At 58.9% G+C, this 14,069-nt stretch carries 15 protein-coding genes; 3 read left to right on the forward strand and 12 right to left on the reverse strand.

The features are described from left to right. Nucleotides 1-32 precede the first annotated feature (32 nt). The 3 genes from K3759_RS18875 to K3759_RS18885 form a co-directional block, all read right to left on the reverse strand. Nucleotides 33-1,055: a hypothetical protein gene (locus tag K3759_RS18875; protein ID WP_259986509.1), complete on the reverse strand. Its 1,023-nt coding sequence runs from the start codon at nucleotides 1,053-1,055 to the stop codon at nucleotides 33-35. A gap of 250 nt (nucleotides 1,056-1,305) precedes the next feature. Further along, entirely contained in the window at nucleotides 1,306-1,761 is a 456-nt protein-coding gene (locus tag K3759_RS18880) for a PRC-barrel domain-containing protein (protein ID WP_259986510.1), read from the reverse strand. Nucleotides 1,762-1,920: 159 nt separating this feature from the next. Continuing rightward, on the reverse strand, nucleotides 1,921-2,949 hold the full coding sequence (locus K3759_RS18885) for a sodium:calcium antiporter (protein WP_259986511.1): 1,029 nt from the start codon (nucleotides 2,947-2,949) through the stop codon (nucleotides 1,921-1,923). Between the two features lie 200 nt (nucleotides 2,950-3,149). Here K3759_RS18885 and K3759_RS18890 point away from each other — a divergent pair, with 200 nt between their 5' ends. Further along, the gene (locus K3759_RS18890; RefSeq protein WP_259986597.1) at nucleotides 3,150-3,371 is read left to right on the forward strand and encodes a CcdB family protein; all 222 of its coding nucleotides are present in this window, start codon (nucleotides 3,150-3,152) and stop codon (nucleotides 3,369-3,371) included. Nucleotides 3,372-3,422: 51 nt separating this feature from the next. Here K3759_RS18890 and K3759_RS18895 read toward each other — a convergent pair whose 3' ends face one another. From K3759_RS18895 to K3759_RS18905, 3 genes are all read right to left on the reverse strand, one after another. Then, complete coding sequence (locus K3759_RS18895) at nucleotides 3,423-3,683, reverse strand: HGGxSTG domain-containing protein (protein ID WP_259986512.1); 261 nt, start codon at nucleotides 3,681-3,683, stop codon at nucleotides 3,423-3,425. A 6-nt stretch (nucleotides 3,684-3,689) separates the two neighbouring features. Then, nucleotides 3,690-4,289 (reverse strand): hypothetical protein, encoded by a 600-nt coding sequence (locus K3759_RS18900; protein ID WP_259986514.1) that lies wholly within the window; start codon nucleotides 4,287-4,289, stop codon nucleotides 3,690-3,692. Between the two features lie 657 nt (nucleotides 4,290-4,946). Further along, entirely contained in the window at nucleotides 4,947-5,903 is a 957-nt protein-coding gene (locus K3759_RS18905) for an acyltransferase (RefSeq protein WP_259986516.1), read from the reverse strand. Nucleotides 5,904-6,139: 236 nt separating this feature from the next. On the opposite strand from K3759_RS18905, the gene ggt reads away from it, so the two are divergent. Both ggt and K3759_RS18915 read left to right on the forward strand, forming a co-directional pair. Beyond that, a complete protein-coding gene (gene ggt, locus K3759_RS18910) occupies nucleotides 6,140-7,864 on the forward strand; it encodes a gamma-glutamyltransferase (RefSeq protein WP_259986517.1) in 1,725 nt (574 codons plus the stop codon). A gap of 175 nt (nucleotides 7,865-8,039) precedes the next feature. After that, nucleotides 8,040-8,402, forward strand: coding sequence for a DDE-type integrase/transposase/recombinase (locus K3759_RS18915; RefSeq protein ID WP_259986518.1), 363 nt, complete (start codon nucleotides 8,040-8,042; stop codon nucleotides 8,400-8,402). A gap of 332 nt (nucleotides 8,403-8,734) precedes the next feature. Here K3759_RS18915 and K3759_RS18920 read toward each other — a convergent pair whose 3' ends face one another. The 6 genes from K3759_RS18920 to K3759_RS18945 are packed head-to-tail and all read right to left on the reverse strand — an operon-like array spanning nucleotide 8,735 to nucleotide 14,018. After that, nucleotides 8,735-9,667, reverse strand: coding sequence for an isoaspartyl peptidase/L-asparaginase family protein (locus K3759_RS18920; RefSeq protein ID WP_259986519.1), 933 nt, complete (start codon nucleotides 9,665-9,667; stop codon nucleotides 8,735-8,737). Next, nucleotides 9,664-10,563, reverse strand: coding sequence for a polysaccharide deacetylase (locus K3759_RS18925; RefSeq protein WP_259986520.1), 900 nt, complete (start codon nucleotides 10,561-10,563; stop codon nucleotides 9,664-9,666). The genes K3759_RS18920 and K3759_RS18925 overlap by 4 nt, the downstream gene beginning before the upstream one ends. Further along, nucleotides 10,560-11,312 carry an SDR family NAD(P)-dependent oxidoreductase gene (locus K3759_RS18930; RefSeq protein WP_259986521.1) on the reverse strand — a complete coding sequence of 251 codons (753 nt, stop codon included), beginning with the start codon at nucleotides 11,310-11,312 and terminating at the stop codon, nucleotides 10,560-10,562. Before K3759_RS18930 ends, K3759_RS18925 begins: the two co-directional genes overlap by 4 nt. Further along, a complete protein-coding gene (locus K3759_RS18935) occupies nucleotides 11,309-12,322 on the reverse strand; it encodes a ketopantoate reductase family protein (RefSeq protein WP_259986522.1) in 1,014 nt (337 codons plus the stop codon). The genes K3759_RS18930 and K3759_RS18935 overlap by 4 nt, the downstream gene beginning before the upstream one ends. Further along, complete coding sequence (locus tag K3759_RS18940; protein WP_259986524.1) at nucleotides 12,319-13,020, reverse strand: creatininase family protein; 702 nt, start codon at nucleotides 13,018-13,020, stop codon at nucleotides 12,319-12,321. The genes K3759_RS18935 and K3759_RS18940 overlap by 4 nt, the downstream gene beginning before the upstream one ends. After that, complete coding sequence (locus K3759_RS18945) at nucleotides 13,017-14,018, reverse strand: GntR family transcriptional regulator (protein WP_259986526.1); 1,002 nt, start codon at nucleotides 14,016-14,018, stop codon at nucleotides 13,017-13,019. Before K3759_RS18945 ends, K3759_RS18940 begins: the two co-directional genes overlap by 4 nt. Nucleotides 14,019-14,069 lie beyond the last annotated feature (51 nt).

A 14,069-nucleotide genomic window follows, 5' to 3' on the forward strand; every position in this document is an offset into this window, starting at 1 on the left:
TCGTGAACCGCGCCCTGTTCGTCTTTAATACGCTACTCTACCTTCAACATTTCCTCCGACCGGGTTTTGAGGAGGGCCGTGATGTCCTGCAGCTCAGATTGCACCTTGGTACGCTGTTCTTCGGCCGCGGTAACATCAGATCTTAAGTTGGTATGGCGGGACTCAAGTCGCGAAAGCTCCTTTTGGAGGCCTTCTTTTCTATCTTCGAGGCCCGTAACGTCTTTTGCGATCTTCGCGTAAGTCTCTTGCGCCTTCGCTTCGCTGCTGCGCGCCGTTTGTATCCGGGTCTCAGCGTCAGCCAACTCCTTCGACAAGGCCGCGGCTTCCTCCTGCAAAGAACTGAGGGTCTCGCGTAGCGCACTTTCTTGCGTACGCGCCTCTTTCACACGCGCTCCCACAGTCTCGACTTCTTTCATTGCTTCAGTCAAGGCCGCAAGGGTCTCATCTCGCGTGGTTTGCTGGGTCGCGATTTCCTGCTGGATTGCTTTTAGCTCAGAACGTTGGCTCTCCAGTTGGCTGGTCGATTGCTCCAACTGTTTGTTCGCTTCGGAAAGAGAAGATTCAGCTATGTTTGTCTCCTTCAGCGCAGCGTCACGTCGTTTGGTCAAAGCCGCCAGTTCGCCCTCAAAATCCTCGCGGGCCGTCTCGATCTGTGCAGTCATCGTGGCCAATTGGGAGGAGAGATTTGCTTCGGCACCCGCGCGGCGATCTGCGAGCTCCGCAAGTTCCGCGTCAAATTTTTCGGATTCGGCTTGCCGCCTTTCATCGATCTCAGCAAGTTCACCAGTCGAGGCTTCAATGCGCGACTGAATTTCAGTCAGCTCGCCGGAGGCTGTTTTCAAAGCCGCGAGAGCTTCTGCCACCTCGTCTCGTTCGAGGGTTGCGGCTTTAATCTGGCGTGTCATCTCATCTTCGAGCGTGGCGCGGGCCGTCGTTTGGTATATCCCCCACCCCCAGCCGATCGCTGCGAGGACCGCCAGTCCGATAAGCCAAGCGCGATTTCCGCTCCCCCTGTCGGCACCCTCAGTTCCAGTTTTCCCTAAATTATCAGCCATGGAAGTAACCCCTTTCTCTACCTGTCAGTTAGCTTGGGTCTGTAGGAAGTCATCCCCATTGCATTGACGCTCATCGATCTTCTCGAAGATGCCTATGATCCCACTGCCGAAGGGGTTGATCCCCTGCAGCGAGCATTTGACGCAGAAAGGCCTGTTACAGGGAAGGAACTGCAACAGGCCAGAAACGCCCCTGCCTGTGAAAGCACGGCCGGAGTGTCTTAACGGTTACGGGCTGCGCCCTAAGTTTGGGTTAGTCCCAGAAACCTTCATCAACGCTTGGCAGCGCCTCAAGCTCTTCTTCACTCAGACGCGTTACGTAGGCGTAGGTCTTGTCGTCAACTGCCACAAGGTTCACATCTGGGACCGAGATCATGACGTGTTTGTCGCCAAGGTCCAGAAAGCCGCCGACTTCGGCTACCATGCCGACCATCTGGCCATCTTTGGAAAGAACGATGTCTTCAATCTCGCCGATCTCGTTCCAACCAGAATCAATCGCATCATATTGGTTTCCCACATTCCATTCGTCGTCGGCTTCACCAATCGTGTAAATTTCACCGCCGGTGATGTCGCGCGTGCGGATTAGGTCACCACGCATCTCATTCATGGCCGCGCTGTCGACCTTGGAGTAATCAGTCATATGAGCCTCAGCGAAAGCTGCTGTGCCTGCGAGTGTCAGTGCGAGTGTGCTTGCTGTAAGCATTTTCATAGCATGTCTCCTCTTTCGTTAGTTTCTGAAGATTCAACGGGTGCCGCGGCGGATCGTTCCTAAAAAGACAATGCGATCTTGGGTAAAGCCTATGCTCTATATCCGTCTACTGGATCTGAGAAACGATAGCCGCGGCCCCGTTTTTCGACCTAAGGTCTCTCAAGAGAACGCCTGGACCGCGACGGCGGCGCCATAAATGCACAAAAGTGTAAGGCTTTCGCGCCCGATGCTTCCCGGGCCCTGCTTCTCTCGAAAGATGAGCCCGAGCAGTAGGACTGCGGTCATCAACATTCCAACCGCCAGCCAGAAAAGGTCTTGTGAGCTGACGGCGTGGTATATCGAGCCTCTGCGATAACCTGCGTCTGAGATCGTGAGAAATAGGATATCAAACGTGTTGCCGCCGATGATCCCACCGACAGCGAGTTGAAGCGCTCCCCGGCGCACCGCAGCGACCGTTGTAACAAGTTCGGGCAAAGAGGTGATCACAGCGGTCACGAGCGCGCCGACAAGCGACGCCGAAAGACCAAGTCGATCTGTAAGCTGGTTGCCGATCTGGCTGATGGCCCAACCCGCCAGGCCGAGGAACACCATGAGTAGCAAGAACCACATTAAGAGCCAGCGGGCGGGCTTGTCCGTCGTGTCATCTACCTCAGGTTCATCAGCACGGGTCTCATCGGTCTCGACAGGCCGCCACATCGGCTTTTCGCGGAGGCGAGCGGTGGCTGCGACCCCATAAGCGTAAACCACCACCAGAAGAAACGACGCAGGATGAATACCCCAGAGCGCCACCTCTGGCGTGGTAGAGGCCGCGAAGGGGATCGCGAGGAGCGCGAGCAGCACGCCGCACTGAAAGACGTTCGCAATCTCAGCAGCCGCGTGTTCAAGGTTTGCACGTCGATAAACTATGTCCGCAATAGCGAGGAACGCCGTCTGCGCTGCGATCCCGCCAATGCCGTTTGAAAAGGCTAGCGAAGCCCGCCCATCCAGCGCCGCGGTGAGCGAGACGATGGTGCCCGAGAATGACGTTGCAGCCCCGAGAAGCACCCCACCTACGACTGCCTCTCCAAAGCCAGTGCGGTCGGCGATCCGGTCTGCAAGGACTGTCATCCGAAGCCCAACCAGTAAGATGACCGTGGCCGCGCAAATGCCAACCAGCAGCAACAGGAGAAGAGGAAAATCATTGAACATGGTTCAACAACGCTGCTGTCGGGCTTTGGTTGCTATGTTTTGCATAGCTCTCAATGCCTACGCCGAGGAGGTCGCCAAAGAGGGATTGCCCCTTACAGGTTTAAGAAGCTTTTAGGTCAAGGTTTAAGATGGCGCAGTTCGATCTTTATATCTTGAAAAGCGGACAGCTGGTTGTGGATCTGTAGACAGACCTGATCGGTATAGAGGCATCGCGGGTTTTAGCGCCTTTTCGAGATGCTGGCCGATACACGGCTTTCCCAGGGCTTACTTCGGTTGTCCATCTCAACGGAACAGAATGGATTGTACGGGTTCAAGAACTGGCAGCGGTACCTGGTTCTGAGTTGCGAGAACGGGTAGGGAGCTTGGAAGAGCATCGTGACGCCCTAACGCGGGCTTTAGATATCCTGATCAATGGAATTTAGCCGATGTCCGAGGCCATATCGTTCCTCGGCTGCGCGTGAGAGCAAACACAGTTACATTTTCTCAATGAGGTCTTTGCCGTGCCGCAGCAGGTCACGCACGTGTTTGCGCAGCGCCAATGCCTCTTGCGTGTAAAGACCATGTTTCAGAGCATTTTGATTGCCCTGCGGGGCGCCGGAACCTGGGGCACCGCCGTGCATCCGGCATCGCTTCTTTCCAGAGACAGCCGGGGCCAAGCACGGCGTGCCATTGCGGGTTTTGGCACCGCACCTCAAACTTTGTCTCATCGACGCTGTGTTTCGCGGGTGGGTCATGGCGGTTTAATCTGACCGGCGGATCTTAGACGCCTTCTTCTCGGTTGTATCGACGGGCGTCGACACGTCCTTCAAATGCTCGACGGTTTCCGGCGCGTTCGAATTTGTTTTACCACGCTGACCCATCTCTAAATTGCCAACCACAGCCTGCCCGCCCGGATGCACATGGACATGTTCAACCGTCACCTTCTGCTGGCCTTTGCCACGATGCTTGTCTAAGGTGGCGAGCTGCTGAATGTAGAGAGTCATTAGCTTATGAGCGTGCTTGAACGCCATATCGCGGCCCTCGAATGTTTGATCTTCACGGGCCGCGCGTCTAAGGCACTCCTGCGCGGCAGAATGGGTACCCACCATTTGCACCGCCAACATGCTCTCTGCACTGCCATCCGGTTTCAGGTCGTGGTAAAGGTCTAGAGCGCGGAGGATGCGCGCGGACATTTCCTCCTCGCTTAAACTTTCCGGAAGCCATAGGAGCTCAACAATCTCATGCAACTTGCGAGTTTCTATCTGCTGGTCGGAAGCTTCTAGCGCCCCGCGCGCTGAAAGGATCTCCCCAACCGGCAATCGGGAGCTGTTCTCCTTCGACTTTGAGGATTCATGAGCCATGCCTTGATCCTGCGCTTTATCCCGGGCAAAGCAAGGGCCAATTTCTACTGTGCAAGGGGTTGAATTCCGATTCCGCTTCCAACCCTCCCCTCCCTACCAGAACGCTCGATAACGTGCAGGATCGAACTTTCGTTCTGACAGCGGGCTTCCTAAACGCCAACAGGTACTTGCAAGCAACTTAACGGGGCTATGGCCCTATGTTCGCTATTAGCGAACACTCAGTTTCTTCCGTCTAAGACTGCCCTGATCCCATCTTTAAGCCGAGATCCCCGTGCAGAGTTTTGCACCATAAAATACCGAACAAGGCCGGGGCGCATTTACTAAACTCCTCAAATTAAGATCTGGTTTGTAATTTCGGCCCGCAGTCGGACTTCTCGATCAATACAAAAACCTGTAGTCCTTCCACGGTCATGATCTAGTGCTGCCGCATTATAGGGCCGCTCCAGCCAGGCAGGGGGATATATCGCTCGACCCCATCGACGTGGCAAAGCGCGATGCGTTTGCGGATCGACGCCATTATCGCGGCGCGATTGCTATGGCGAGCCCAAAGAGGTTGCAAATTTTTGTGACCTTCCCTGCTTTCGACCGCGCAAGCTGTGTCACAGGTTCAAGTAGGCTGGCCCATAGGGTGCGATTTAGGGGTCTGGCAGAAAAGGGCTAGCCCAACATCCAAGGCAAAGCATTCCTCCGCCAAACCAGTAGCGCGCCAATCAACGTGCTGATCCCGCAGGTCAGCGCCCAAACCCCGATAGGACCCAAAGATGTCGCCGTACTAACCACATAAAGCACAGCGATATGGACAAGATAGATTGCCAGTGAGAGGGGCCCGAGCAAGGTGTTTAACTTCCCAAGCGTTCGCTCTGACCGGAGACCCAGAACAAACAAAGACGGTGTTAGGACAAGGATCGAAATGAGATTGTCAGACAGACCGTGCCTTTTCGCGATGGTCAGGTTGGCCCAGACTTCAACGGCCAAAAGTGCAAAGCCAAGGGCGACGAGATACGGCGCCCACGCGGTCAATGTTGCAGCCCCGTTCGCGCGTGTGGCAACTAAGTATCCAATACCGATATAGGGAAAGGCAAAGGTCAGAAACGATCGGTGCAGGGCATAGCTCTCAATGACTTCCAGCAGTGCCCCAGGAGGCAAAAAATAATAGAGATACTGCAGCCCGAAGCCGAGCAGCATCGCGGCTCCGACAGATACCGGAACAAGGGTCGGCTGGCCCCGGATAAGAAGAAACAAGAGCAAGGCAGCCATAAGCAGAGCGCTTAGATACCACAGATGATAATAGCCCATTAGCGCAGTATAGAACAAATCGCCCGCCGTGCGGTCTGGAAACCAGAAAGGAGTATAGAGGAGCATCCAGAGCGCATAGAGTTTCACGATTTTTACCGCCCAAATGTGAAAACGCCTCTTGTGGAACGTGCTTGCAAGGAAATAGCCGCTTGTAACAAAGAAGAACGGTACGGCGATCCGGGTGATGCCATGGGTGATGGCAAAATCTGCTACCGGAGCCAGTGTGCGGAGCGGCTGAGCATGCAGGGTAATGACCAAAAACGCGCCCACCATGCGCAGGAGGTCGATCAGTACGAACCTATTGCTATCAATTTTCAAATAAAACCCCAATTTCACGCTTACGGCTTATCATAGTTTCATTGTTTTGGTCATCCGTGATAATTTATTGCTATTAACCAAGAAACTACAGTTCAGACCCGCCCCTTACCCGATTTTCTGCGCAGAGAATACTGGAGGGTAGCGAGATGCAAGGTCGTCCAGAAGTACCTCCCCGTTGCGCTATTAAGGAGAAACAGCCAACCTCAACCTACGCAAACGCAACTGGGAGGAATTCGATGAAACAGATTTTCACCGGCGCGGTATGCCTGACATTGTCGGCTGTCCCCGCGCTTCATGCCCAAGAAGCCGCGATTTTTTCCGGGGATGACCGTGTACATCCCGTTTACGCCGAAAACGGTATGGTCTCGGCCCAAGAGGCCGTGGCGGCCCAGATCGGGCTTGATATTCTTGAGGCCGGGGGCAATGCCATCGACGCGGGTGTTGCCGTGGCATTCGCTCTGGCTGTGACTTTGCCGCGCGCGGGCAATATCGGTGGCGGCGGTTTCATGATCGTCCATGACGCGGAAACCGGCCAGACAAAAGCTATAGACTATCGCGAGATGGCCCCCTCATCCGCCGAACGCGATATGTACCTCGACGCCGAGGGCAATGCTGACAGTGAGCTGTCTCGGTTCACGGGATTGGCAGTTGGCGTGCCGGGAACCGTCGCGGGCATGCAAATGGCGTTAGAGAATTACGGCAGCATGACACTTGCCGAGGTGATTGAGCCAGCCATCGCCCTCGCGCGCGAAGGCATCGCGGTCACGCCCGGCCTTGCTGACAGCCTCAAAGGGCTTGAGGATCGGTTGAAGAAATGGCCAACCTCTGAGAGCATTTTCTACAAAGAAGGCGGCGATTTCTACGAGCCCGGCGAGACCCTTGTGCAGGCAGACCTTGCAAACACCCTGCAAAAAATAGCGGATGAAGGGACGGACGGATTCTACAAAGGCGAAACCGCAACAAAAATTGCCGAAGCGGTGCGGGCTGCTGGGGGACGCATCACGGTTGAGGACATGGCGAACTACAAGGCGGTTCTGCGTGACCCGGTGCGGGGCAGCTATCGCGGGTATGAGATCGTTTCAATGCCGCCGCCCAGCTCTGGTGGGGCACATATCATCCAAATCCTCAACGTTCTCGAAGACTACCCGATCTCCTTTCTCGGCCATAACACGGCCGACACGATTCACCTCATGGTCGAAGCGATGAAACGCGCCTATGCGGACCGTTCGGAATATCTGGGCGATAGTGATTTTGTGGATGTGCCTTTGAACGAGATCACGTCTAAAGCCTATGCCGGTGATATTCGCGGAGACATCAGCCTTAACGTGGCGACCCCGTCAAGCAGCATTAAACCGGGCGAGCTTGCACCCTACGAGTCTGACCAGACCACGCATTTCTCTATCGTAGACAAGGATGGCAACGCCGTTTCCAACACCTATACGATCAACTTTTCCTATGGGTCTGGTATGGTTGCTGACGGCACCGGTGTTCTGATGAACAACGAGATGGATGACTTCGCCGCAAAGCCCGGTGTCCCCAATGCCTATGGGCTAATCGGCGGCGATGCCAACGCCGTCGAAGGCGGGAAGCGGCCCCTTTCATCAATGTCACCTACCATTGTGATGAAGGACGGAGAGGTCTTCATGGTCACGGGTTCCCCCGGCGGTTCGCGCATCATTACCACGACGTTACAGGTCATCATGAATGTCATCGACCACGGAATGAACATTGCCGAGGCCTCTTTTGCACCCCGCATCCATCACCAGTGGCTGCCCGATGAAATCCGCATTGAAGAGGGGATCAACCTCGACACCGTCGGATTGCTGGAACAGCGCGGCCATACGGTCAGCAAAAAATCGGTGATGGGCTCAACCCAATCGATCCTCGTGGACAAAGAAAGCGGCTATCTGTTTGGTGCGTCTGACCCCAGGCGCGTTGATGCGGCGACCCTGGGACACTGACTATTAGGTGGTACTGTTGCGGTGACTGTTCGTGTCGGCCAGATTTTTGCTTTTGAGGTTGAGCATGTCGCACCAATCACCGTTCCAACATCATCGCTTTCCGCGAGAGATCATTCTCTGTGCCGTCCGGTGATATCTGCGAAACCTGCTGTCTTATCAGGATGACGTAAATCTTATGGCAGAGCGCGACGGCACGGTTGATCGCTCTACGGTGAATCGCCGGGTCCTGAAGTTCGGCCCAGAACTGATCAGGCCCACCGAGAAGCATCTGCACCGGGCCAGCGTCGACGGGCGTGTGGTCGAAACACACATCCGCGTCGGCGGGAGGTGCCGTGACCTCTGGCGCGCCGTCGACGCAAACCGCCAGATGATTGACTACCTCCTCACCGCGCGGCGGGATGCGAAGGCGGCCAAGGCCTTCCTCAACAAGGCGATCAAGCGGGTCCGTCTACATCGGCCTGTCATGATCTGCGGCTGCTCCGGTATCGACAGAGCTTCCGCTCACTCCGAACGGTCAAAGCGGCCCTCCACGGAATAGAAAGGATCGGAACCATCAAGCAGGCCATATCCATCACAAACAACTAGATGTCTTTGGCGAGATCGCGTTTATCGGCGGCCTCTTCGGAGCCACCGCATGACCTATAGTGATGAAAGGACCCGGGACCATACCTATCCGATTAACGCAACAGTCTCGCATTACCTGTTCGCTGTCGGTTACTTCGCGAATTCGGTCGCGCACGGATTATAGCACTCCTCGTTGCGCCGGACGCGCCAAAGCCAGCTTCGCTGGTGGGCAGACACCGCAAGGCTGAATTCCAAGCGCGTTTAGAAGCGGCATGAAATGTCTATCAGCAAAAAATAAATCTAAGATCAGTCGTCGGTGTTATAGATACTTGTCTTGGGCCCCGAGCCCTTGCAAACCATACCGCGGTACATGCCCTGCGAATTGAAAGGCATGGCAATATTGCCCGCCGCATCTACCGCGATCATGCCGCCTGAGCCGTCGTTGTCCGCCAAATCCTGCATCACGACACGGTCGGCAGCCGTTGCGAGGTCTTCGCCGGCGTGGCGCATCCGGGCCGCGATCTCGGCGGCGGCGTTCCAGCGAATGAAAACCTCGCCATGGCCCGTGCCAGAGGCTGCGCAGGTCTCGTTATCGGCGAATGTGCCCGCGCCGATCATCGGGGTGTCACCGACGCGGCCCGGTGCTTTGGCCGTCATCCCGCCGGTCGAGGTCGCCGCCGCGATATTGCCCGCCTCATCCCGCGCCACCGCGCCGACGGTGCCATGGCGCCGCGCCGGATCGTCCGAAACTTCGCCGCGTGCGCGCATTGCCAGCGTCTCCTGCAGCGCGTCCCAGCGAGACTGGGTGAAGAAATAGTCCCGGTCGCCAAACTCCAGCCCGGCCTGCCGGGCGATCTCAAGCGCGTTGGGCCCGATCAGCGTGACATGCTCAGTCCGCTCCATCACGGCACGGGCGAGCTTGATGGGGTTCTTGGGGCCAAACACGCCCGCCACCGATCCGGCGCGGCGGTCTTTGCCGTCCATCACGGCTGCGTCCATTTCCTGAACGCCCTCAGAGGTATAGACCGCACCGCGACCTGCATTGAATAGCGGCTCATCCTCCAAGGCGCAGACCGCAGCCACCACCGCGTCCATCGCGCTGCCGCCCGTGCGTAGCACCGCTTCACCGACTTCCAACGCACGGGCGAGACCGTTGTGATAGGCGGCTTCCTTCTCGGGCGTCATGTTTTCCTTCAGGATGGTTCCGGCACCACCGTGAATGGCAAGGGAATAGGTCATTTCGGTCCTTTCAATCCGGCCTCAGCGGCGCAATAGGCGGCGATCTCGGCATGGGTGGCGATCCAGCAGTCGCCGCGGGATTTGATGTGGTCGATCAACTCGTCGAGAATGAAGATGCGCGAGCGGTAACCTGTCACATGCGGATGCATGGTCAACAGAAACAGCCCGCCCTCGTCATAGGCCCCGTCGAACTCGCGCCGGAAGATGTCGAGCACGTCCGCAGGCGGCGTATAGGGCCGCTGCGCGCCAAAGCGGTTCATCATGAAATAAACCGCATCATCGCGAATCCATTCGACGGGCAGTTCGACAATGCCGGTCGGCTCGCCCTTCTCGACGATCTCGTAGGGGTCATCGTCCGAGAACAGTGAGCTGTCGTAGAGCAGACCCATCTCGCGGGCGATCGACAGGGTGCTGGGACTGTAGTCCCAGGACGGGGTGCGCATGCCGACGGGGCGGGTGCCGGTGATCTTCTCCAGCGTCTCCGAGGCGCGCAGCATCAACTCGCGCTCGGTTGCGCGATCGACTTGGGTGTTACGCTCGTGAATCCAGCCGTGCAGTCCGATCTCATGGCCGTCTTCCGCCAGACTGCGTTGCTCCTCGGGGTGCAGCAGGGCCGAGACGGCGGGCACGAAAAAGCTCGCCTTCACGCCGTGCCGGTCGAGGACCTTGCGGATGCGCGGGATGCCGCGGCGCGCGCCGTATTCGCCCCAACCGAGGCGGGCGATGCTCTCGCCCCCGTCGCGCAGCTCGTTGGTCTCGTGATCGCTGTCGAAACTCAGCGCTACGGCGCAGCGCGCGCCGCCGGGCCAGGATTTGGGCAGCAGGTTTTGCCCTGCGCGCACCTGGTCCACCAGCCCGCGCCAATGCGCCTCGTTCCATTCATGCGGCTCGCTCATGCGTGTCCTCCATCGACGGAAAGGATTTGACCGGTGATCCAACCGGCGCGGTCGGAACACAGGAAAGTCACGGCGTCTGCAATGTCCTGCGTGCGGCCCAAGCGGCGCATGTGGATGCCGCCGATGATCTGTTTCTGTCGCTCGGGGCCGAAGGCATCCCATTGCTTCTCGGTCGAAGGGTTCGACAGGACGAAGCCGGGGGCGACGGAATTGACGGTGATGCCCTGCGGCCCGAGCTCGAGCGCCAGCTGCTTGGTCAGACCGACAAGCGCATGTTTCGCCGCCGCATAGGCCTGAATGCCGGTGAGGCTGGGCTTCAGCCCCGCGCCGGAGGAGATGGTGACGATGCGGCCGGATCCGGCAGACTTCATCGCGGGGGCGAAGCCTTGAGCGCACCACATGGCGGCATCGACATTGGCCTGAAAAATCGCCTGCCAATCGGCTTCGCCGACCTCTTCGAGCGCCCGGCCGACCTGACCACGCACGCCACCGGCGGAGGTCACCAGCCCGTCGATCCGGCCATGACGGTCGAGAATCTCGGCGCAGAGCGCGAGGGTCGTTTCGCGGTCGCCCAGATCGCCGATGTGGAGCGTGACCCCTTCCGCCTCCAGCGGGGCGAGGCCCGCAGCGTCGATGTCCATGGCGGCCACGGTGGCCCCGGCGGCGCGCAGCTCGGCGAGGATCGCGGCGCCGATGCCCTGCGCCGCGCCGGTCACGGCAAAGACCTTGCCGGTCAGATCGATCTTCATGCCGCCACCAGCAGGTCGACGAGATCGGCCGATTGTGCGCGCTTGCCGTCCTCGATGTCGTGGATCAACTCGACCAAGCGCGCCAGCGTCGGCACCGGGATGCTTGCTTCGCGGCCAAGCTCGACCATGACGCCGATCTGCGCGTCGACCTCGGTCTTGCGTTTGCGCACAGCCAGATCGCGCCAAATGCCTGAGTGGGTCTTGGCGGTCTTACGGTTATGAGCGACCATCTTGTCCATCGCCACGTCTATCGCAGCGGTGTCACCTGCCAGAAAGGCTGCCGGGTCAAAGCCGTTAAATCCCAAAGGCACGACACCTTCATGCGCGGCCAGTGTCATCACCTCATGGCCAAGCGCGCGATAGGCGGCGCGGTGTTCGTCGCGCGCCATGGCGTCGGACATGCTGTCGGGGGTGAGGGCGGTGCAAAAGAGCAGCGCGCCGTAGCCCATTTTGCCCCAGAGATAGCCCCAAATGTTGTCGGTGGCGACGGCCTCGGGTTCGACGAGGCTCAAGAGCCCATGCACCTCGGCCACGCGGTCGCTCATGCGCCCGTCGAGTTCGCCCACGGCCACGGCGGCGCGGTTGCCAAAGAGGATGCGGCCCGGCTCCAGCCAGTCGGCACCGTAGTTGACGAAACAGCCCACCGTGTTCTCGGCCCCAATGCGCGCGGCGATGACCTTTTCGTTGAGGCCGTTCTGGGCCGAGACGACATAGCCGCCCGGCGCGAGGTGTGGGAGAAGCATCTCGAGCGCCGTTTCGGTGTGATGCGCTTTCACGCAAAGGTAGATGCGCTCGAACTGGCCGGTGAGTTCCGCGGCCGTGCTGGCGGGCAGCACTTGGGTAAACTCCTCGACCTGGCCTTCTATGTGCAGACCGCTAGTGCGCATCGCTTCGACATGTTCTTCCACGACATCGACCATATGTACGGCGTGGCCCGCGCGGGCGAAATAGGCGCCGAGGATGCCACCGATGGCACCGGCACCCCAGATCAGGATCGGGGTCTCGCTCATGCCCAGTCCCCCTCGAGCTGCGCTCGGGTCTCGCGCACGGCGATCTCCCACAGACGGTCGGTGTCCGCGTCAGGCTTTTGATAGACCCCGCCGTAATTTCCGTCACCGATCAGCGCACGCACGCCCGCCGCATTGCGGTCGCGCAGGCGGTCGAAATCGACGAAGGGTTTCTGCTCGTCCGGCAGCTCCCGGCCGGGCAGGCGGGTCCAGGGGAAATTCTCCATCCAGGAGGCGTGGGAGGCGACAGGGTCGATCTCCTGCACGCAGTTCCACGTCTCGGGCGCGCGCCACCAGTCGTGGAAGCGGCAGCGGGCGCCTTCGTTGGCCTCCATCCATTCCATCGTGACGGGCAGCACCGGGCTGTTGCCGCCGTGGCCGTTGACGATGAGTACGCGGCGAAAGCCGGTAGCGTAGAGACTGTCGAGGATGTCGCGCAGCAGTGCCGCATAGGTCGAGAGCTTTAGCGAGACCGAACCGGGGAACCCCATGAAATAGGGCGTGAGCCCATAAGCGACCGCCGGAAAGACCGGCACGCCCAGAGGCGCGGCGGCGTCGGCGGCGACCTTTTCGGACAGGATCGAATCGACCGAGAGGCTGAGATAGGCGTGCTGCTCGGTGCTGCCCAAGGGCAGGACGCAGCGGTCGTCGGTTTTCAGGTAGTCTTCGATGTCGAACCAGTTGCTTTCGGATATCTTCATTCTGCGGCGGCCTTTGTAGATTTAGGAGAGGCCCGGCATGTCTCAATGGCGGGTAGGATTTCAGTGCGGATGGCGTGAATGTCGGGGGTGTGGCGGTATTCAAAGGCCACTTGTTCCGGGCGCAGGTCGTGGCGCAGATAGTCCGCCCCGGTGGCATAAATCACCACATCGGCGCTCTGCATTGCCTCCGCGACCCCGGCCTCGTCGCGCACCTTCATAGTCAGTTGGGTGACATGTGGCGCAAAGCGCAGGATGCCCGCTTTCATGATGGTGACGAAGCCCGGAAAATAGGAATAGGCCAGCGTTTTGGCATCGGGCGGGATCGAGGCCAGCGCCACGCGGGTCGCCTCATTGGGGATCAGGGTCAGACCGATCACCTCGACATCGGGCAGGATTTCGCGGGCCTTGGCGAGCAGGGTCTTGGGCACGATCACCAGATCGACGTCACGGGGCGGCGCGGCGGCAATGTCTTCGAGCACGGCAGCTTCGATCTGGTCGCCCTCGGGTAGATGGGCGCGTAACTCGTCCGCATAGGCGCGCGTGGCATCGGTGAAATTGCCAACCATCAAGGTACGGACCGGGCGGGGCTGGGCGGTGCTGGTCATCGAGATGCGCACCGCAAGTTCCGAAGCGCTGACGCCGCAGGATTTAGCGAGGGTAAGCAACTCGGCGATCTGTTGGTCAAGCTGGCGAAAGCGCCCATCCGTGGCACGGCTGCCGCCGCCGCTGACGAAAGTGCCTGAGCCGACGCGCCCGTCAACCAGCCCCGAGGTTTGCAGCGCTGCATAGACATTGCTGACCGTTACGGGCGAGATTTTCAGCCGAGCCGCCAGTGCGCGCACCGAGGGCAGGCGGGCATCGGCGGGCAGTTCTCCCGAGGCGATGCCGAACTCCAGCGCCCCGCGCAACTGCACCGAAAGCGAGACCGAAGACTTGCGGTCGATCGCCTGAATGATGCGGTCCATCGCCCGCTCAAAGATATCTTGTTGCTGCGTCATGGTGTTACAGTGCACGAAAACATTTTGTCCGACAAGATGTTATATCTGCTA

Source organism: Sulfitobacter sp. W027 (genome assembly GCF_025143985.1).
Taxonomy (GTDB): Bacteria; Pseudomonadota; Alphaproteobacteria; order Rhodobacterales; family Rhodobacteraceae; genus Sulfitobacter.

Coding starts and splice junctions, on each gene's coding strand:
- K3759_RS18925 (WP_259986520.1), bottom strand. CDS start 10,563: ATGAGCGAGCCGCATGAATGGAACGAGGCGCATTGGCGCGGGCTGGTG.
- K3759_RS18945 (WP_259986526.1), bottom strand. CDS start 14,018: ATGACGCAGCAACAAGATATCTTTGAGCGGGCGATGGACCGCATCATT.
- K3759_RS18885 (WP_259986511.1), bottom strand. CDS start 2,949: ATGTTCAATGATTTTCCTCTTCTCCTGTTGCTGCTGGTTGGCATTTGC.
- K3759_RS18940 (WP_259986524.1), bottom strand. CDS start 13,020: ATGAAGATATCCGAAAGCAACTGGTTCGACATCGAAGACTACCTGAAA.
- K3759_RS18930 (WP_259986521.1), bottom strand. CDS start 11,312: ATGAAGATCGATCTGACCGGCAAGGTCTTTGCCGTGACCGGCGCGGCG.
- ggt (WP_259986517.1), top strand. CDS start 6,140: ATGAAACAGATTTTCACCGGCGCGGTATGCCTGACATTGTCGGCTGTC.
- K3759_RS18895 (WP_259986512.1), bottom strand. CDS start 3,683: ATGACCCACCCGCGAAACACAGCGTCGATGAGACAAAGTTTGAGGTGC.
- K3759_RS18900 (WP_259986514.1), bottom strand. CDS start 4,289: ATGGCTCATGAATCCTCAAAGTCGAAGGAGAACAGCTCCCGATTGCCG.
- K3759_RS18880 (WP_259986510.1), bottom strand. CDS start 1,761: ATGAAAATGCTTACAGCAAGCACACTCGCACTGACACTCGCAGGCACA.
- K3759_RS18915 (WP_259986518.1), top strand. CDS start 8,040: ATGGCAGAGCGCGACGGCACGGTTGATCGCTCTACGGTGAATCGCCGG.
- K3759_RS18920 (WP_259986519.1), bottom strand. CDS start 9,667: ATGACCTATTCCCTTGCCATTCACGGTGGTGCCGGAACCATCCTGAAG.
- K3759_RS18935 (WP_259986522.1), bottom strand. CDS start 12,322: ATGAGCGAGACCCCGATCCTGATCTGGGGTGCCGGTGCCATCGGTGGC.
- K3759_RS18875 (WP_259986509.1), bottom strand. CDS start 1,055: ATGGCTGATAATTTAGGGAAAACTGGAACTGAGGGTGCCGACAGGGGG.